This is a genomic window from Spongiactinospora rosea, from assembly GCF_003315795.1.
GTDB classification, from domain to species: Bacteria; Actinomycetota; Actinomycetes; order Streptosporangiales; family Streptosporangiaceae; genus Spongiactinospora; species Spongiactinospora rosea.
Genome location: NZ_QMEY01000011.1, coordinates 91,967 through 110,388, shown reverse-complemented (window position 1 = coordinate 110,388; position 18,422 = coordinate 91,967). Strand labels below are relative to the sequence as shown.

General features: G+C 74.2%; 15 protein-coding genes. 11 read left to right on the top strand and 4 right to left on the bottom strand.

Annotated elements, in window-relative coordinates:
* The first annotated feature begins 4 nt into the window (after positions 1-4).
* The 3 genes from DP939_RS24290 to DP939_RS24280 are packed head-to-tail and all read left to right on the top strand — an operon-like array spanning position 5 to position 3,149.
* Positions 5-1,165, top strand: a complete 1,161-nt coding sequence (locus DP939_RS24290; protein ID WP_113983062.1) for a Gfo/Idh/MocA family protein — start codon at positions 5-7, stop codon at positions 1,163-1,165.
* Positions 1,162-2,337: a dihydrodipicolinate synthase family protein gene (locus DP939_RS24285; RefSeq protein WP_113983061.1), complete on the top strand. Its 1,176-nt coding sequence runs from the start codon at positions 1,162-1,164 to the stop codon at positions 2,335-2,337. Before DP939_RS24290 ends, DP939_RS24285 begins: the two co-directional genes overlap by 4 nt.
* The gene (locus DP939_RS24280; protein WP_113983060.1) at positions 2,334-3,149 is read left to right on the top strand and encodes a sugar phosphate isomerase/epimerase family protein; all 816 of its coding nucleotides are present in this window, start codon (positions 2,334-2,336) and stop codon (positions 3,147-3,149) included. The genes DP939_RS24285 and DP939_RS24280 overlap by 4 nt, the downstream gene beginning before the upstream one ends.
* Positions 3,150-3,168: 19 nt before the next feature.
* Here the strand turns inward: DP939_RS24280 and DP939_RS24275 are convergent, their stop codons facing one another.
* On the bottom strand, positions 3,169-4,194 hold the full coding sequence (locus DP939_RS24275) for a LacI family DNA-binding transcriptional regulator (protein WP_113983059.1): 1,026 nt from the start codon (positions 4,192-4,194) through the stop codon (positions 3,169-3,171).
* Positions 4,195-4,335: 141 nt separating this feature from the next.
* Entirely contained in the window at positions 4,336-5,211 is an 876-nt protein-coding gene (locus tag DP939_RS24270) for an NAD(P)-dependent oxidoreductase (protein ID WP_199565382.1), read from the bottom strand.
* 84 nt (positions 5,212-5,295) lie between these two features.
* Between DP939_RS24270 and DP939_RS24265 the strand changes: the two genes are divergently transcribed.
* From DP939_RS24265 to DP939_RS24240, 6 genes are all read left to right on the top strand, one after another.
* Positions 5,296-8,412, top strand: coding sequence for a BTAD domain-containing putative transcriptional regulator (locus DP939_RS24265; RefSeq protein ID WP_113983058.1), 3,117 nt, complete (start codon positions 5,296-5,298; stop codon positions 8,410-8,412).
* Positions 8,413-8,428: 16 nt separating this feature from the next.
* Positions 8,429-9,064, top strand: a complete 636-nt coding sequence (locus tag DP939_RS24260; protein ID WP_199565381.1) for a PadR family transcriptional regulator — start codon at positions 8,429-8,431, stop codon at positions 9,062-9,064.
* A 73-nt stretch (positions 9,065-9,137) separates the two neighbouring features.
* Positions 9,138-9,971, top strand: a complete 834-nt coding sequence (locus tag DP939_RS24255; protein ID WP_113983057.1) for a phosphotransferase — start codon at positions 9,138-9,140, stop codon at positions 9,969-9,971.
* Between the two features lie 58 nt (positions 9,972-10,029).
* A complete protein-coding gene (locus DP939_RS24250) occupies positions 10,030-10,974 on the top strand; it encodes a cobalamin biosynthesis protein (protein WP_113983056.1) in 945 nt (314 codons plus the stop codon).
* Positions 10,971-12,479, top strand: coding sequence for a cobyric acid synthase (locus DP939_RS24245; protein WP_113983055.1), 1,509 nt, complete (start codon positions 10,971-10,973; stop codon positions 12,477-12,479). The genes DP939_RS24250 and DP939_RS24245 overlap by 4 nt, the downstream gene beginning before the upstream one ends.
* On the top strand, positions 12,476-12,682 hold the full coding sequence (locus DP939_RS24240) for an SHOCT domain-containing protein (RefSeq protein WP_158578675.1): 207 nt from the start codon (positions 12,476-12,478) through the stop codon (positions 12,680-12,682). Before DP939_RS24245 ends, DP939_RS24240 begins: the two co-directional genes overlap by 4 nt.
* A 31-nt stretch (positions 12,683-12,713) precedes the next feature.
* On the opposite strand, the gene DP939_RS24235 is transcribed toward DP939_RS24240, so the two are convergent.
* On the bottom strand, positions 12,714-13,679 hold the full coding sequence (locus tag DP939_RS24235) for a quinone oxidoreductase family protein (RefSeq protein WP_199565396.1): 966 nt from the start codon (positions 13,677-13,679) through the stop codon (positions 12,714-12,716).
* A gap of 150 nt (positions 13,680-13,829) precedes the next feature.
* On the opposite strand from DP939_RS24235, the gene DP939_RS24230 reads away from it, so the two are divergent.
* Both DP939_RS24230 and DP939_RS24225 read left to right on the top strand, forming a co-directional pair.
* Positions 13,830-14,096, top strand: a complete 267-nt coding sequence (locus tag DP939_RS24230) for a DUF6504 family protein (RefSeq protein WP_113983052.1) — start codon at positions 13,830-13,832, stop codon at positions 14,094-14,096.
* Positions 14,096-17,605 carry a DNA polymerase III subunit alpha gene (locus tag DP939_RS24225; protein WP_113983199.1) on the top strand — a complete coding sequence of 1,170 codons (3,510 nt, stop codon included), beginning with the start codon at positions 14,096-14,098 and terminating at the stop codon, positions 17,603-17,605. Before DP939_RS24230 ends, DP939_RS24225 begins: the two co-directional genes overlap by 1 nt.
* Here the strand turns inward: DP939_RS24225 and DP939_RS24220 are convergent.
* Complete coding sequence (locus tag DP939_RS24220) at positions 17,602-18,324, bottom strand: DUF4328 domain-containing protein (protein ID WP_113983051.1); 723 nt, start codon at positions 18,322-18,324, stop codon at positions 17,602-17,604. The genes DP939_RS24225 and DP939_RS24220 overlap by 4 nt on opposite strands.
* Positions 18,325-18,422: the final 98 nt, after the last annotated feature.

Sequence of the window (18,422 nt, the reverse complement as noted above, 5' to 3'; positions counted from 1 at the left end):
GGACATGGACCAAGTTCGAGTCGGAATCATCATGAACGGCGTCACCGGGCGCATGGGCACCCGCCAGCACCTGGAACGTTCGATCGTGGCGATCCGCGACCAGGGCGGCCTCGACCTCGCCGACGGCAGGCGGCTGGTCGTCGATCCGATCCTGGTCGGGCGCAACCCCGCCAAGCTGGAGAACCTCGCCAGGCGCTACCGGATCGACCGCTGGACCACCGACCTGGACCAGGCGCTGGACAACCCCGCCGACGAGATCTACTTCGACGCCCAGACCACCAAGGAACGGGCCGTCTCGGTGAGCAAGGCCATCGCCGCGGGCAAGCACATCTTCTGCGAGAAGCCCACCGCGACCTCGCTCGCGGACGCCCTGGAACTCGCCCACCTGGCCAAGGCCGCGGGCGTCAAGAACGGCGTCGTGCAGGACAAGCTCTTCCTGCCGGGCATGATGAAGCTCAAGCGCCTCATCGACTCCGGCTTCTTCGGCACCCTGCTGAGCTTCCGGATGAACTTCGGCTACTGGGTCTTCGAGGGCGACTGGCAGGGCCTCAACCGCCCGTCCTGGAACTACCGCAGCGAGGACGGCGGCGGCCTGGTCCTCGACATGTACCCGCACTGGCGCTACCTGGTCGACAACGTGGTCTCGCCGATCACCTCGGTGCTGTGCCACACCGAGATCCACATCCCGCGGCGGTGGGACGAGGGCGGCCGGGAGTACCGCGCGACCGCCGAGGACGCCGCCTACGGGATGTTCAAGCTGGCCAACGGGGTCGTCGCGCAGTTCACCACCTCGTGGGTGACCCGCCCCTACCGCGACGAGATCGGCGAGTGGCAGCTCGACGGCACGCACGGCAGCGCCATCGCCGGGCTGCGCGACTGCAAGACCCAGGAACGGGTCAACACCCCCATGCCGGTCTGGAACCCCGACATCCCCAACCCGCTCGACTTCCGCGCCGGGTGGAGCGAGGTGCCCGACAACCAGGAGTTCGCCAACGCCTTCCGCATCCAGTGGGAGATGTTCCTGCGGCACGTCGTTGCGGACGCCCCCTTCACCTGGGACCTGTTCGAGGGCGCGAAGGGCGTGCAGCTCGCCGACCTGGCGCTGCTGTCCTCCCAGGAACGCCGCTGGATCGACGTCCCCGAGCTGACGCCGGACCCGGCGTGACCTCGATCCTGCTGCCGGCCGGGCGCGCGCTCGCGGAGTACCGCCTGCGCGGCGCGCCCGGCCCGCTGCCGGTCCGGCGCGAGCCCGCCCGCACCCGGCGGGCGTACGCCGCCGCCCACGTGGTCGCCGACCCGCTGGCCACGGCCGATCCGGCGCTCGCCCCCGCCGTGGACTGGGAGGCCACCCTGGCCTTCCGGCACCACCTGTGGGACCTCGGGCTCGGCGTCGCCGACGCCATGGACACCGCCCAGCGCGGCATGGGCCTGCCGCCCGCCCTGGTCAGGGAGCTGATCACGCGGTCGTGCCGGGAGGCGATCGCCCGGGGCGCGGCGATCGTGTGCGGGGCCGGCACCGACGACCTGCCCGCCGCCGACTTCGTCACCATCGCCGCGATCAAGGAGTCCTACCTGCGGCAGTGCGAGTGGGTGGAGGACGCGGGCGGGCAGGTCGTGCTGATGGCCAGCCGGGCGCTGTGCCGGGCCGCCCGCTCGGCGGAGGACTACCTGGAGGTCTACTCGGCGGTCATCGAGGCCGTCTCCGGCCCGGTGATCCTGCACTGGCTGGGCGACATGTTCGACCCGGCGCTCGCCGGTTACTGGGGCTCGGCCGACCTCGACGAGGCCACCGGCACGGTGCTGGAGCTGGTGACCCGGTACGCCGCCAAGATCGACGGCGTGAAGATGTCGCTGCTGGACGCCGGGCGCGAACGGGACCTGCGCCGCAGGTTCCCCGCCGGAGTCCGGATGTTCACCGGCGACGACTTCAACTACCCCGAGCTGATCAAGGGCGACGGCCAGGCCACCAGCGACGCGCTGCTCGGCGTCTTCGCCGCCGTCGCGCCGCTGGCCGCCGAGGGGCTGCACCGCTTGGACGCGGGCGACACCGAGGGCTACGACGCCGTGATGGGACCCACCGTCCCGCTGGCCCGCGCGATCTTCGAGGCGCCCACGTACCACTACAAGACCGGCATCGTGTTCCTGGCCTACCTGCGCGGCCTGCAGGACCACTTCACGATGCTGGGCGGCCACCAGGGCGCCCGCTCGATCGGGCACCTGGCGCGGCTGTTCCGCCTCGCCGACGAGGCGGGACTGATCGGGGACGCCGACCTCGCGGTCCGGCGCATGCTGCCCGTGCTGGCCGCCTCGGGCATCGACGGAAGGAGCGCGGGGTGAGCGTCGAACGGCTCAGCATCAACCAGATCACCGTGAAGGACCTGTCCTTCGAGGAGACCGTGAAGAGCCTGGCCGCGCACGGGATCGGCTGGATCGGGGCCTGGCTCGGCCCCGTCGCCGAGTGCGGCGTCGAGCGCGCGGCCAAGCTGCTGCGCGAGCACGACGTACGGGTCTCCAGCGTCTGCCGGGCGGGGTTCTTCACCGGGGCCAACCCCGACGGCGGCGGGCTGGACCGCGCCGCGAACGAGCGGGCGGTCGATGTCACCGCCGCGCTCGGCAGCGACGTGCTGTACCTGGTCTGCGGCGGGATCGGCGACCTCGGCCTGCCGGCCTCCCGCGAGGCCGTCGTGGAGGGCATCGCCGAACTCGCCCCCTACGCCGCGGCGGCCGGGGTGCGCCTGGCCGTGGAGCCGCTGCACCCGATGATGTGCGCCGACCGGTCCGTCGTGGTGACGCTGGACCAGGCGCTGGACATCGCCGGACGGTTCGACCCGGCGCACGTCGGGGTCGCGATCGACACCTTCAACGTGTGGTGGGACCCGAACCTGATGGCGGCGATCGAACGGGCGGGGGAGCGGGTGATCGGGTACCAGGTCTGCGACTGGCTGGTACCGCAGCCGCACCCGCTGTTCGGCCGCGGCCTGCCCGGCGACGGCGCGATCGACCTTCCGGCGATCACCCGCGCGGTGGACGCCGCCGGCTTCACCGGCCCGATCGAGATCGAGATCTTCAACGAGGCGGTGTGGGCGGCCGACCCCGATGACGTGCTGGGCGCGATCATCGGCGGCTTCGACCGCTCGGTCCTGGGCTGAGCCCCGGCCTCCAGCCGGCTCAGTGCGGCGGGGCGACGCTGTCCCGCCGCACCAGGGTGCCCTCGACCTGCACGATGTGCCGCGGCGCGGCGGGCTTCAGGGCCAGCTCCATCGCGGTCTCGCCGACCTGCTCAAGCGGCAGCTCGACGGTGGTGATCGAGGGCACCGCGTCGCTCGCCGCCGGAATCCCGCCGAACCCGGTGACCGACACCTCGCCGGGCACCGCCACGCCGCCGGCCCGCAGCCACGACAGCGCGCCGACCGCGACGACGTCGGCGATGGCCAGCAGGCAGCGCGGCGGCTCCGGCCGGTTCATCAGCATCTGCGCCCCGGCCTGGCCGCCCTCGCGGGAAAGGTCAACGTAGACGACGTCGTCGCGGCCCAGTGTGATGCCGTGGTCCTTCAGCCCGCGCCTGATGCCCTGGAGCCGGTCGCGGACGGTGAGCAGCCGCAGCGGCCCGGCGATCACCCCGAACGACGTGTGCCCCAGCGCCACCATGTCGTGCACCAGCCTGCGCATGCCGCCCGCGTTGTCGATGTCGACCACGTGACCGACCGTGTGCCCGCGCGTCACCGACACCACCGAACCGCCGGACCGATGGTAGGAATCGAGCGCGGCGTTCATCGCCGCGGTGTGGGCGCTGTCGCGCAGGGCGCTGCCCGCCAGGATGATCGCGCGCATCCGCTGGTCGGCCAGCCGCTTGACGTACTCAAGCTCGCGCGGGGCGTCGCGGTGCGTGCACACGATGCTGACCAGCAGGTCGTGCCGCTCGGCCACGGTGATGACGCCCCCGCTGAGCGTCGCGAAGTAGGGGTCGCGCACGTCGTGGATGACCAGGCCCACGTTGGTGGAGGTGGCGGTGGCCAGCGCGCGGGCGTGCGGGTTGGGCCGGTAGCCCAGCTCGGCGGCCGAGGCCAGGACGCGTTCGCGCAGGCCCGCGCGCCCGCCGTAGTCGGGGTCGCTGAGCATCCGCGAGGCGGTGGCGAGTGACACCCCGGCGTGCTCGGCGACGTCCTGCAGACGCACGAGGGGCTGTTCCGCCATGGCTGACTGACTCTCCGCTCTCCGGACGGCGTGGCCGTTCGCCGGCACCTGATCGGGAAATTGTAACCGCTTTCGGGTTCGCCGTCCCTAGCGACACCCGGCACCGTGGGGCGACCGGCGCGGACCGGCCGCCCCGGCGGCTCAGGGCAGTTTCAGCAGTTCCACCAGGGCGGCGGAACCGTGGTCGCCATGGCCCTCGGCGACGGCGCGGCGGATCAGGTCGTGTATCGGGCGCAGCCACTCCGCGTCCACCTTCGCCTCCTCGGCCGTCTCCAGGTCGTCGGGCATGATGTCGAGGAAGAGGCGGAGCGGCCCGGACTCCTGCCGGTAGTCGCCGGAATCGATCTGCTCGGCCATCAGCGGAAGGATCCGCTCGATCAGTTGCAGCCACTTGACGGAGTAGCGGACCATGCTCGTCGCCGGGAGGCCGCGCGAGCCCACCAAGCTCGCCCCGTAGGCGAAGCCGACCATGGTGGTGGTCAGCGTGACGCCCACGGCGGTCTCGTACAGGGCGGCGAGGTCGGGCTCGGGGCCCAGGTGCACGGTGTCACCGCCGAGGACGCCCAGCACCTGCTCGTACTCGTCGAAGACCGCCTTGTCGCCCCCGTAGTAGATCAGCGTGTCCGCCCCGCCCACGGCCCACGGCGTGTCCTTGATCGAACCGTCCAGATAACGCGCCCCGTGCTCGGCCGCCCAGGCCGCCACCCGCCGCGCCCCCGCGGGGGACCCGCTGTTCAGCGTGATCAACGTACGCCCGGCCACCTCGCCCGCCGCCGGTCCGAACGCCTCCAGCGTGGCGTCATAGGTCGTCAGGCAGGCCACGGTGAGCGGGCTCGCGGCCACCGCCGCCGCGATCGACTCCGCCCGCACCGCGCCCTGCGCCACGAGCGGGTCGGCCTTTTCCGGCGTCCTGTTCCACACGGTGGTCGGGTGCCCGGCGGCGACGAACGCCTTGGCCAGCGCGGCGCCCATCGAGCCAAGTCCGACAAGGCTCACCGGTATGCGGTTCTCGGTCATGATGCAACCCCCTTCTGTTTCGCCTCGACTCTCGGCGACCCCGCTCTCGGTTCGCTCTCGCCCGCCGCGTATAGCGTCAGAGGCATGCGATTTGGGGTGCTCGGCCCGCTGACACTGTGGGCCGACGACGGGCGGCCGGTCCGCGTCCCCGAGGTCAAGGTGCGGGCGCTGCTGGCCGACCTGCTGGCCCACGAGGGCCGGGTCGTCCCGGCGGACCGGCTGATCGACGACCTGTGGGGCGCCGAGCCGCCCGCCCATCCGGCGAGCGCGCTGCAGAACAAGGTGTGGCACCTGCGGCGGGCCCTGGACGCCGCCACGCCCGGGGGCCGCGGCCTGCTGGTCCACCGGCCGCCGGGCTACCTGCTGCGCCCCGCGCCCGGTTCGGTGGACGCCGCCCGGTTCGCCGGGATGATCGCCGAGGCCCGCGCCCACCCCCGTCCCGAGCAGCGGGCCGCGCTGCTCACCGCCGCGCTGGACCTGTGGCGCGGCGAGCCGTACGCCGACTTCGCCGACGAGGGCTTCACCCGCCCGCACGCGGCCGAGCTGGCCGAACAGCGGCTGACCGCGATCGAGGAGCGGGCGGAGGCCCGGCTGGCCCTGGGCGAGCACCACGAGCTGGCCGCCGAACTGGCCGGGCAGGTGGCCCTGCACCCGCTGCGCGAGCGGCTGCGCGCCGCCCACATGCGCGCCCTCTACCTGGCGGGCCGCCAGGGGGAGGCGCTGGCGGAGTACGCGGAGCTGCGTACCGTGCTGGCCGGGGAGCTGGGCCTGGATCCGAGCCCCGAGCTGGCCGCCCTGCACCAGGCGATCCTGACCCGCGACCTTCCCACCAGGCCGCCGCCCGCCGCCCTGCCCGTCCCGGTCGATGAGCTGATCGGCCGGGAGCAGGCCGTCGCCGAGGTGCGGGCCATGCTGGGCACGTCCCGCCTGGTGACGCTCACCGGGCCCGGCGGGGTCGGCAAGACCCGGCTGGCCCTCGCCGCCGCCGAAGAGGGCGGGGCCCACCTGGTGGAGCTGAGCAGCCTCGAACCCGGCCGCCCGGACATCGCCGACGCGGTGATGGCGGCGCTCGGCGTACGCGAGACGATCCCCGGCCAGGGACCGGCCGCGCCCGCCGACCGGCTGGTGGCCGCGCTGCGCGGCCGGCCGCCCCTGCTGCTGGTGCTCGACAACTGCGAACACGTACTGGAACCGGCCGCCGAGCTGACCGGCCGCCTGCTGCGCGGCGTACCGGGCCTGCGGGTGCTGGCCACCGGCAGGGAACCGCTCGGGATCGCGGGCGAGACCCTGTACGCCGTGCCGCCGCTCGCCCTGCCCGGCGAACCCGGCGACCGCGACCCGGCGCGGTCCGCCGCCGTGCGCCTCTTCACCGCCCGCGCCGCCGCCGCCTCGCCCGGCTTCGCCCTGAACGAGGGCAACGCCGAGGCCGTCGCCGCGATCTGCCGCCGCCTGGACGGACTGCCGCTGGCCCTGGAACTGGCCGCCACCAGGGTCCGCGCGATGGGCGCGACCGAGCTGGCCGGACGCCTCGGCGACCGCTTCGGGCTGCTGGACGCCGGCGGCGCCCGCCGCGACGCCCCCGCCCGGCAGCGGACGCTGCGCGCCCTGATCGACTGGAGCTGGGAGCCGCTGACCGCCGCCGAACGCGCGGTGCTGCGCCGCCTGGCCGTCCACACCGGTGGCTGCACCCTGCGGGCCGCCGAGGAGGTCTGCGCGGGCGGCGACGTACGCCCCGCGCAGGTCGCCGGGCTGCTCGCCCGCCTGGTGGACCGCTCGCTCGTGGTGGCCGCGCCCGCGGGCGGCCGGGTCCGCTACCGGATGCTGGAGTCGATCGCCGCCTACGGCCTGGAACGCCTGCGAGAGGCGGGCGAGGAACCCGCCACCCGGCTGCGGCACGCCCGCCACCACGCCGCCCTGGCCGAGTCGGCCGCGCCCGCCCTGCGCGGTCCCGATCAGCGCGAGTGGCTGCACCGCCTGGACGAGGAGGCCCCCAACCTGCGCGCCGCGCTCGACCACGCCGTCCGCCGCGGCGCGGGCGATCTCGCGGTTCGCCTGGTCAACGGGCTGGCCTGGTACTGGCTCCTGCGCGGACGCCCGCGCGAGGCCCACCGCGGGCTGACCGCCGCGCTGGCCGTGCCCGGGGCCGACCCGGCCGGACGGCGGGCGACCGAGGTCTGGCGGGCGGGGATGGCGATCCTGGCCGGGGACGCCGACCGGCCGGCGGGGGCGGACGAGGCCGCCCTGGCCCTCGCGGAGCGGGACGGCGACCCTGCGGCCCTGGCGCAGGCGCGCTGGTTCCTCGGGTTCGCCCGCTTCGGGTCGGGCGATCCGGCGGTGAGCGTGACCAGGCTGACCGGCGCGCTCGCCGGGTTCCGCGCGCTGGGCGACCGGTGGGGCACGGCGGCGGCGCTCGTCGTACGGGCCAGGCAGGTGATCGCCGGCGGCGACCTGGCGACGGGCCGCGAGCTGAGCGAGGAGAGCCGCGCGCTGTTCGCCCGGCTGGGCGACGGCTGGGGACTGCATCAGGCCAACCGTGTGCTGGGGCTGCTGGCCGAGATCGAGGGCGACTATCCCCGCGCCGAGGCCCTCCACCGGGACGGACTGCGCGTCGCCGAAGAACTGGGCCTGCCCGCCGACGCCGGTGAACTGCTGGCGCGGATCGGCCGGATCGCCATGCTGACCGGCGACCACGACCGGGCGCGCGACCTGCACGAACGGGCACTGCGCCGGGCCGCTGAACAATCCCACGAGCCGGGGCGGCAGTTCGCGGAGGTCGGGCTGGGCATGATCGCCCGCCGCCGCGGCGACCTGGACGAGGCCGAACGGCGGCTGCTCCCCTGGCTGGCCTGGTGCCGGGAGCTGGAAGGCGAGCCGGGGGCCGCGCTGATCCTGGCCGAACTGGGCTTCGCCGCCGAACAGCGCGGCGACGCCCGGCGCGCGCTGGCCCTGCACACCGAAGGACTCCACTCGGCGCGGGCCACCGCCGACCCCCGCGCGGTCGCCCTCGCCCTGGAGGGCCTGGCCGGGGCGTACTCCCTGGCGGGCGCGCACCGGCGGGCCGCCCGCCTGCTCGCCGAGGCCGCGTCGGCCCGTGCGGCGGCCGGCGCCCCACTGCCGCCCGGCGAGCGCGGCGACGTGGACCGCATCACCGCCCGGCTGGATGCCGGGCTCGCCGCTGAGCGTCCGGGCGAAGTGTCCTAGCCTGCGTAGACTGCCGGTGGAACAGGGGAAGGTGGTCGTGGCGCGCAAAAGGAGCAACCCGCTGGCGCTGGCGGTGCTGGCGACCCTGCTCGAACACCCGATGCACCCCTACGAGCTGGCCACCACCCTGCGCTCGCGGCGCAAGGAGGACAGCATCCGGCTCAACTACGGCTCGCTCTACTCCGTGGTGCAGAGCATGGAACGCGCGGGCCTGATCGAGGCCCAGGAGACCACCCGCGCGGGCCGCCGTCCCGAGCGCACCGTCTACGCCATCACCGACGCGGGGCGGCTTGAGGTCGTCGACTGGCTGAGCATGCTGCTGTCCACGCCGACCAAGGAGTACACCAACTTCGAGGCGGGCCTGTCCCTGATGCCGGTGATGTCCCCGGATGACGCCGCCGCGCTGCTCGAAGAACGCGTCGTCCGCCTGACCGAACTCCTGCGCACCCTCGACACCTTCGAGGAGATGGCGGCGGGGCGGATCGGCCGCATCCACATGATCGAGGCGGAGTACAAGGCGGTCCTGTACCGGGCGGAACGCGACTGGCTCACCACCCTCATCGCCGAGATCCGCAAGGGCACCCTCGACGGCCTCAGCGACTGGCGCGGCTACCACACCGACCTCTCCGAAGACCCCGCCCCCGGCTCCTGACCCCTGGGCGGTCCCCGGTGGAGGGCGGTAAACCCGTGTGCCGTCCATGTGGGCGTGGATTAGGCTGCTTGCCATGCTCCCCCCGTTCCCCGTGCTCGCGCCCCTGGTGACCGCGGAGCGGGAGATCGCGTTGCGTGGCGGGGAGACCACCGAAGGCGTCGTACGGGCCGGGGGCACCGTGCGCAGGCCGGTGGGCCGGGCGACTCCCGCCGTCCACGCGTTGCTGCGCCACCTCGCGGCGGCCGGGTTCGAGGGCGCGCCCCGGGTCGCCGGCTTCGACGAGCGGGGCCGGGAGATCCTCACGTACATCGAGGGGGAGGCCCCGGCCAGGCCGCTGCCGCCGTACGCCGTGACCGCCGGCTCGCTCGCCGCGCTGGCCCGGCTGCTGCGCCGCTTCCACGACGCGTCGGCGACGTTCCCGCTGACCCGGCACTCGGAGTGGGAGCCGGGCTCCAACGACGACCGGCCGCCCGAGGTGATCGGGCACTGCGACGTCAGCCCGGGCAACGTGGTCTTCCGTGACGGCCTGCCGTACGCACTGATCGACTTCGACCTGGCCAGGCCCACCACGCGGCTGTTCGACGTGGTGACCACCCTGCGGCACTGGGCGCCGATCGCCGATCCGCTCGACCGCGACCCGTCGCAGCGCGAGCTGTGCGAGGCCGAGGTGGGCGCGCGGCTGCGGCTGTTCTGCGACGAGTACGGCCTGCCGCCCCGCGACCGCCGCCGGCTGCTCGACCTGGCGCGGCTCCGCTTCGGCCGCTCCTACGCCGCGACCCGGCGGCGCGCCGAGACGGCGGGCGGCGGCTGGGCCCGCCGCTGGGCCGGCGGCGCGGGCGAACGCATCCGCCGGGCGCGGGCCTGGCTGGACACCCACGAAGACGAACTCCATGCCTCCCTCATCTGACCTCTCCCTCCCGCTTTCTACTGATGGGGGCTTTGTGTCCGCTGGTCTCAGAACGTCGATGGGGCGGGGGACCGCCCTGGGGATGGCGCTCGGGGTGGTGCTGGACGCCGCCGTGGGGGATCCGCGGCGGGGGCATCCGGTGGCGCTGTTCGGGCGGGCGGCGGGCGCGTTGGAGCGCAAGCTGTACGGCGACGCCCGCGGCCGGGGTGTCGCGCATGTGTTGATCTGCGTGGGTTCGGCCGCCGCGCTCGGGGTGGCCGCCGAGTGGGCGACCAGGCGGCGGCCCGTGGCCAGGGCGGTGGTGACCGCCGCGGCGACCTGGGCCGTGCTCGGCGGTACGACGCTGGGCAGGGAGGGCCGCACGCTGGCGGGCGCGCTGGAGAGCGGCGACCTGGCGGCGGCCAGGCGGCGGCTGCCGCACCTGGTCGGGCGCGACCCGAGCGGGCTGTCGGCCGCCGAGATGGCGAGGGCGGTCGTCGAGTCCGTCGCGGAGAACACCTCCGACGCCGCGGTGGCCCCACTGCTGTGGGGCGCGGTGGCGGGCGTGCCCGGACTGCTCGCGTACCGCGCGGTCAACACCCTCGACGCCATGATCGGGCACCGCTCGCCGCGGTACGCCCGGTTCGGCTGGGCCGCCGCCCGCCTGGACGACGCCGCCAACCTCGCCCCCGCCCGGCTCACCGGCCTGCTCGCCGCCGCCTGCGCCCCGGTGGCCGGTGGCTCGCCCGCCCGCGCGGCGGCGGTGCTGTGGCGCGACGGCCACCGCCATCCGAGCCCCAACGCCGGACGCTGCGAGGCGTCCTTCGCGGGCGCGCTCGGCCTCACCCTCGGCGGGCGCAACGTCTACGCCGGCCGGGTCGAGCACCGCCCGGAGATGGGCGACGGACGCAAGCCGTCGCCACCCGACATCCACCGCGCCGTACGCCTCGCCCGCGCCGTCTCCGTGTCCGCCGCCGCCCTCGCCGTCGCCACCCGGGCCCTCATCGCGGGGCGGGCCGGGTGAAGGGGGCGCTGCTGGTGGCGGGGACCACCTCCGACGCCGGGAAGAGCGTGGTCACCGCGGGGATCTGCCGGTGGCTGGCCAGGCAGGGCGTGGACGTGGCGCCCTACAAGGCGCAGAACATGTCGCTCAACTCGTTCGTCACCCCGCAGGGGGCGGAGATCGGACGGGCGCAGGCCGTGCAGGCGGCGGCGTGCGGACTGGAGCCGCATGCCGACATGAATCCGATCCTTCTCAAACCGGGCAGCGATCGGCGCAGTCAGGTGGTCGTCCTGGGCAGTCCGCTCACCGACGTGGACGCGATGGAGTACGGCGCGCTCAAGGACAGACTGCGGCAGGTGGCGCTGGAATCGCTCGACCGGCTGCGGGCCGCCCACGACGTGGTGATCTGTGAGGGCGCGGGCAGTCCCGCCGAGATCAACCTGCGCCGGGGCGACATCGCGAACATGGGCCTGGCCCGCGCCGCCGGGCTGCCCGTCGTCGTGGTCGGCGACATCGACAGGGGCGGGGTGTTCGCCGCGCTCTACGGCACGGTGGCGCTGCTCGAACCGGCCGACCAGGAGATGATCGCCGGATTCGTGGTCAACAAGTTCCGCGGCGCCCCCGAACTCCTCGCGCCCGGCCTCGACACACTGCGCGAGCTGACCGGCCGGCCCGTCTACGGGGTGCTGCCCTGGCTGGACGGCCTGTGGCTGGACGTGGAGGACTCCCTGGCCCTCGAATCGCGCGACCGCGCCGCCGCCGGGGGTCCCCCCTATGGCAGGCAGTCTTTGCGCGTGGCCGTCGTGCGCCTGCCGCGCATCTCCAACTTCACCGACCTGGACGCGCTGGCCTGCGAGCCCGGCGTGGTCGTACGGTTCGTCACCGGCCCCGGCGAGATCGCCGACGCCGACCTCGTGGTCATCCCCGGCTCCCGCGCCACGGTGCCGGACCTGCGCTGGATGCGCGAGCGCGGCATCGACCGGGCCATCGCCGAGACGGCCGCCGCGGGCGGCCCGGTGCTGGGCGTCTGCGGCGGCTACCAGATGCTCGCCAGGACCATCACCGACCTGGTCGAGTCGGGCGAGGGCACGGTACCGGGGCTCGGGCTGCTGCCGGCGACCGTGGAGTTCGCCGCGGCCAAGACCCTCGGCACCCCGGTCGGCGAGGCGTACGGCCACCGCGTGGCGGCGTACGAGATCCACCACGGCACGGTGACCCCCGACGACGGCGCGGAGCCGTTCCTGGACGGCTGCCGGGCGGGCGGCGTGTTCGGCACCACCTGGCACGGCGCGCTGGAGAACGACGACTTCCGCCGGGCGTTCCTGACCGAGGCCGCCTCGCTCGCCGGGCGCGACTTCACCCCGGCCCCCGGCGTGTCGTTCGCCGCGCTGCGCGAACGCCGCCTGGACGCGCTCGGCGACCTGGTCGAGCACCACCTCGACACCGCCGCGCTGACCCGCCTGCTGGAATGCGGCCCGCCGTCCGGACTTCCCATGCTGCCGCCCGGGGGGACAATGGGGCCATGAGGTTCGTCCTGCTGCTGTTCATGATCGCCGTGGTGGTGGCGGTCGTCCTCGGCGTCATGCTCGTCGCACGGACCCGCTCCGCCACCCCGATCTCCCCGCCCGCCAACGACCCCCGCGAGATCCTCAAGCGGCGCTACGCGGCCGGGGAGATCGACGAAGACGAATACCTACGCCGAATGTCAGGTTTGTCGCAGGATTGGTAGCCCTCGTTCCACAGGCTCGAACCGAGCGGGCTCAGAGGCCGGGGATGAGGAGGAGCTTGCCCGTCGTACGGCGGGCCTCAAGGGCCTCGTGGGCCTGGCGGGCCTCGCCCAGGGGGTAGCGCCGGGACACGTCGATGCGCAGGTCGCCGGAGGCGACCCAGCCGAAGACGTCGCCGGCCCGCCACAGCAGCTCTTCGCGGGTGGCGATGTAGTGCTCCAGCAGCGGCCGGGTGAGGAACAGCGAGCCGCCATGGTAGAGGCGCATCGGATCGACCGGCGGCACCGCGCCGCTGGCCGCGCCGTACAGGGCCATCATGCCGCGCGGGCGCAGGCAGGCCAGGCTGCCGTCGAAGGTGGCGGCGCCGACGCCGTCGTACACGACGTGGACCCCTGAGCCGGTCAGGTCGCGCACCGCGTCGGCGAAGCCCTCGTACCGCAGCACGGTGTCCGCGCCCGCCTCGCGGGCCAGCCGGGCCTTCTCGTCGGTGGAGACCGTGCCGATCACCCGGGCCCCGCGCAGCTTGGCCATCTGGACCAGCAGCAGGCCCATCCCGCCCGCCGCGGCGTGGACCAGTACGTCATCGCCCGGCTTGACCTTGTGGACCGAGTGGGTGAGGTAGTGCGCGGTCATCCCCTGCAACGGGATGGCGGCGGCCAGGTCGAGCGCCATCCCGTCGGGGACCGGCAGCGCCCGGGTGGCGGGCAGCGCGACCAGTTCGGCGTAGCTGCCGGGCACGCCCGTCCAGGCCACCCGGTCGCCGGGGGCGAACTCCGCGACGTCCTCGCCGGCGGCCAGCACGATCCCGGCCCCCTCCCGGCCCAGGACCGTCGGCAGCGACAGCGGGTAGCGGCCCCTCCGGTGGTAGGTGTCGATGAAGTTGACACCGCAGGCGGCCACCTGGACCAGCAACTCGCCGGGCGCGGGCGCCGGGTCGGGGTGGTCGGTGTAGTCCAGCACCTCTGGTCCGCCGGTGGCGGAGATCACGATGGCTCGCATCATCCTGCTCCTTGATCTCCAATGAGGTGACAAGCAGGCCGACGTCCGACTTGCGTTCGGCGGCTTGAGAACATATGTTCGAGATAGCACCCGCCTTCCCCCGGGTGGCTCACGAGGAAGCAGCCGGAGCCACAAGGGAGAGCAAGCGCCTTGAGCAGACTCTACGGAGACCCTATCGAGGTCTGGACCCGAGACGGCGCACCGAGCCAGTTCGTCTGGCGGGATCGGCTCTACGTCGTCCACGGCGTGCTCGACCACTGGGTCGTGGCCCGCGAGTGGTGGAAGACCTCCGAGACCGACCCGGGCGAGCGCAGGTTCTGGCGCGTCGAGGCCCGCGCGGGCGACCAGGGCGGCACCTACGAGCTGCGCTACGACACCGCGGGCGACGGCTGGCTGATGATCAGGGCGTGGGACTGATGTTCGCCCACCTGCACCTGGCCTCGGCCTACTCGCTGCGCTACGGCACCGCCTTCCCGCAGGCGCTCGCCCGCCGGGCCGCCGAGCTGGGCATGGACATCCTCGCGCTGACCGACCGCGACGGCCTGTACGGCGCGATCAAGCACGCCCAGGCGTGCCTGACCGCGGGCGTGTCACCGGTCGTCGGCGCCGACCTCGCCCTTTCCGCAGAGGGGGACGACAAGGGCGAACGGCGGATCACCGTACTGGCCCGCTCGGGCGGCTGGGCCGCGCTGTGCCGCCTGGTCACCGCCGCCCACTACTCCGGCGAGCGCGGCGAGCCCCGGGTGACCCGCGAGATGGTCGCCGCGCACGCCGAGGGCCTGGTGGTCATGCTCGGCCCCGCCTCCGACGTGGGCCACGCCGCCGCCGCCCGCCGCGACGACCTCGCCGCCGCCCTGCTGACCCGCTGGCGCGCCGCCGTGCCCGACCTGGTGGTCGAGCTGGTCGACCAGTACGGCTACCGGGAGGCCAACACCGCCGCCCGGATGCTCGGCCTGGCCGCCGCGGCCGGGGTGCCCGCCGTGCTCACCAACGCCGTGCGCCACCTCGCGCCGGCCGACTACCAGGTCGGCGACGTACTCGACGCCGCGCGCAAACTGGTCCCGCTGCACCCCCGCCACCTCCCGCACTCCGCCTCGCACGCCTACCTTAAGAGCCCGCAGGAGATGGCCCACGTCGCGGCGCGGATCTGCGGCGGCGACGAGGAGCAGGCCGCCCGCCTGCTCGCGACGACCCGCCGGGTCGCCGAGCGATGCGTACTCGACCCACTGGACCTGCTGGTCCTGGAGAACGACGAGCCCGAACTGCACCTGCCCGAGATCGGCAGGAACCCGGTGCCGCTGCTGCGCGACCGCTGCGCCGACGGCCTCTACCGGCGAGGGCTGGACCGTTCCACGGACGCCAGGGAGCGTCTCGCCGCCGAACTGGACATCATCGAGCGCAAGCGGCTGTCCGGCTACTTCATCGCGGTCGCCGGGATCACCGACATGATCCGCGGCATGGGCGTCCGCTGCGCGATCCGCGGCTCGGGCGCGGGCAGCCTGGTCAACTACCTGATCGGCATCGGCGAGGTCAACCCGCTGGACCACAACCTGCTGATGGAGCGCTTCCTGTCCGAAAACCGGGTCGGGCTGCCCGACATCGACGTGGACGTGGAGTCCGCCCGCCGCCTGGACTGCTACCGCGCCATCTACGAGCGCTACGGCGAGGCCCGGGTGGCCTGCGTGTCGATGATGGAGACCTACCGCGCCCGCAGCGCGATCCGCGATGTGGGCGGGGCCATGGGGCTGCCCCCGCACGAGATCGACGTGATCGCCAAGGCGTTCCCGCACGTACGCGCCAAGCAGATCCGCGCCGCCCTGTCCGACCTGCCGGAGCTGCGCGAGAGCGGGCTGAACGACCAGGCGCTGGCAACCGTGTTCCGGCTCGCCGAGAAGCTGGACGGCCTGCCCAGGCACATCGCCCTGCACCCCTGCGGCGTGCTGGTCGGCAACGCCGGGCTGCGCGACCGCACCCCGGTCGAGCGCAGCCTGCTCTCGTTTCCGATGTCGCAGTTCGACAAGGACGACGTCGAGGAGGCCGGCATGCTCAAGCTCGACGTGCTCGGCGTGCGCATGCAGTCGTCCATGGCCTACACGCTCACGGAGATCGAGCGGGTGGACGGCGTTTCGGTACGGCTGGACGAGGTGTCCCACGATGACACCGAGACCTACGACCTGATCGCCACGGGCCGCACCATCGGCTGCTTCCAGATCGAGTCGCCCGGCCAGCGCGAGCTGGTGGCCAAGATGATCCCCCGGACCATGCACGACCTGATCGTCGACATCTCGCTGTTCCGCCCGGGGCCGGTCAACTCCGACATGGTCACCCCCTACCTGGAGAGCAGGCACGGCTGGCGGCCGGTCCGCTACCCGCACCCCGACCTGCGGGAGGTGCTGGCCGAGACCAACGGCGTGGTCATCTTCCACGAGCAGATCCTTCAGGTCGTGCACGCGATGACCGGCTGCGGCCTGTCCATGGCGGAGAAGATCCGCCGCACCCTCGACACCCCCGAGGGCAGGTCCAGGGTCCGGGTGTGGTGGGAGCTGAACGTGCGGCCGGAGTACGACAGGGAGACCGTCGAGCGGTCCTGGCAGGTGCTCGACGCGTTCGGCGCGTTCGGGTTCTGCAAGGCCCACGCCGCGGCCTTCGCGCTGCCCACCTACCAGTCGGCCTGGCTCAAGCGGCACCACACGGCGGCCTTCTTCGCCGGGGTGCTCACCCACGAGCCGGGGATGTACCCGCAGCGGGTCATCCTGGACGAGGCCCGCCAGTGCGGCGTGTCGGTGCTGCCGCTGGACGTCAACCGCTCGGGGCGGCAGTGGCTGGTCGAGCGGGTCGGCCCGCGCGCCGACACCACCGCCGACCCTCAGGGGCCGGCGAAGATCCGCGTCCACCCGGCCGGGCTGGAGCCCGCGGGGCGCAGGGCCCCGGCGCCCGCGTGGGTCGGCGAGATGGGGCGGGGGTACGGCCTGCGGGTGCCCTTCTCCGCCGTCAAGGGGGTCAGCGAGGCCGAGGTGGACCGCATCGTCGCGGGCCAGCCGTACACCTCGCTGGCCGACTTCTGGGACCGGGCCCGGCCCTCACGGCCGATCGCCGAGCGGATCGTCCAGGTCGGCGGCCTGGACGCGGTGCACCGCCTGCGCCCGGGCGGCCCCCGGTGGCGTCCCGGCGAGCTGACCAGGCGCGACCTGATCGCCCAGGTCGGCGTGCTGGAAAGGTCCCCCGCCGGGGTGACGGCGGGGGAGGGGGCGGCGCAGCTCCCGCTCGGGTTCACCGAGCACATCGTGCCGGGGGAGCTGCCGGAGATGACCGAGAGCGAGATGGTCGAGGCCGAGCTGAGCATCCTGGGCATGGACGTCAGCCGCCATGTGATCAGCTTCCACGACGACCTGCTCGACGCGATCGGCGTGGTCAGGTCGGCCGAGCTGCTGTCCCTGCGCAACGGCGCGGAGGTGCTGGTCGCCGGGGTCAAGGTGGCCACCCAGACCCCGGCGGTGCGGTCCGGCCAGCGGGTGATCTTCACGACTCTGGACGACTCGACCGGCCCGGTGGACCTGACCTTCTTCGAGTCGGTGCAGGGACACTGCGCGGCCACGGCCTTCGGGTCGTGGCTGCTGGTGGCCCGCGGGGTGGTCAGGCGGACCGGCCCGCGGGCGGTGTCGCTGCGCGCGCTGGACTGCTGGAACCTGCTGGACGTGGACCGGGTGTGGCGCGAGGAGGGCGCCGCGGGGGCGCGGGCGCTGCTCGGCGCGGCCCCCGTGTCGGCGGGCGGGGTCGGCGGACGGCGGATCGAGTACGCCAACGGCTTCCGGCTCTCGCCGTACGCCGACATCGGGCCCGCCCCCGGCGTGCAGGACCCACCGCGCCGGCTCTGGCACGCCAGCGGCGGAAGCTCCGGCCCCGCGCCGACCCGGCGCAGTGCCTAACCGCCGCTCTGGTCGCCCGCGGACTGCCGTTGCAGGACCGGGCCGCCCAGTGGGGGCAGGCTGACCACGCGGGCGTCGGGGCCGGTCTCGGCGTACGGGGCGAAGCGGCCGGTGCGCGGCTTGGCGGGCCGGGTGCGGGCGATCTGCCGGATCGTGGCCGTGCACAGCAGCGCGGCCAGGGAGAAGGCGGCGAGCTGGACGAGGCCGGCACCGGTCACGCCGCCCCGCGCGGCGAACCCGGCCACCACGCTCGCCAGCGCGCCCAGCCAGGCCAGCCACCAGGCCGCGAGCAGGGCCAGCCAGCGCCGCCGCCGGGCCGCGGGCAGCCGCCCACGGGTCTCCCGCCACACGCGGTCCACCAGCAGCGGCGGGACGATCAGGTTGAGCCCGGGCACCAGCCAGCCGGCGAGCACCCGGCCCGCCCCGCGGGCGCCGGGAACGCTCGCCTGCCGCGCCCTGACCAGCCAGGTCAGGTAGGCGCAGGCGGCGATGACCGCGGTCGCGGCCACCGTGAGCAGGAGCACCGCGAACAGGGTGACGTCGCCGACCAGGGCCTGCCTGCCTGAAGGGTCGGCGCCCAGCAGTGCCAGCCTCCTGGCCAGCCGTTCGCCGCGGGTCGCCTCGAAGATCACCAGCCCGGCGAGGGCGGCGAGGTGGGCCAGGAAGGCCGCGTGGACGGCCAAGGCCGCTCGGTGCGGTGGTGGCGGGGCAAGGCGCATGAGATCTCTCCCCCCGGCATGCGCGCTGAAGGACCTTGTCCTTCTTCTATCCCGTACGCCACTCCGCTAATCAGGGCTGATCAAGGCCCTTCTCGCCG

Bases quoted from the DNA above. Each gene is read 5' to 3' on its own strand.
- DP939_RS24275 (WP_113983059.1), bottom strand. From the start codon at position 4,194: ATGGCGGAACAGCCCCTCGTGCGTCTGCAGGACGTCGCCGAGCACGCC.
- DP939_RS24225 (WP_113983199.1), top strand. From the start codon at position 14,096: ATGTTCGCCCACCTGCACCTGGCCTCGGCCTACTCGCTGCGCTACGGC.
- DP939_RS24250 (WP_113983056.1), top strand. From the start codon at position 10,030: ATGGGGCGGGGGACCGCCCTGGGGATGGCGCTCGGGGTGGTGCTGGAC.
- DP939_RS24270 (WP_199565382.1), bottom strand. From the start codon at position 5,211: ATGACCGAGAACCGCATACCGGTGAGCCTTGTCGGACTTGGCTCGATG.
- DP939_RS24220 (WP_113983051.1), bottom strand. From the start codon at position 18,324: ATGCGCCTTGCCCCGCCACCACCGCACCGAGCGGCCTTGGCCGTCCAC.
- DP939_RS24265 (WP_113983058.1), top strand. From the start codon at position 5,296: ATGCGATTTGGGGTGCTCGGCCCGCTGACACTGTGGGCCGACGACGGG.
- DP939_RS24255 (WP_113983057.1), top strand. From the start codon at position 9,138: ATGCTCCCCCCGTTCCCCGTGCTCGCGCCCCTGGTGACCGCGGAGCGG.
- DP939_RS24290 (WP_113983062.1), top strand. From the start codon at position 5: ATGGACCAAGTTCGAGTCGGAATCATCATGAACGGCGTCACCGGGCGC.
- DP939_RS24235 (WP_199565396.1), bottom strand. From the start codon at position 13,679: ATGCGAGCCATCGTGATCTCCGCCACCGGCGGACCAGAGGTGCTGGAC.
- DP939_RS24240 (WP_158578675.1), top strand. From the start codon at position 12,476: ATGAGGTTCGTCCTGCTGCTGTTCATGATCGCCGTGGTGGTGGCGGTC.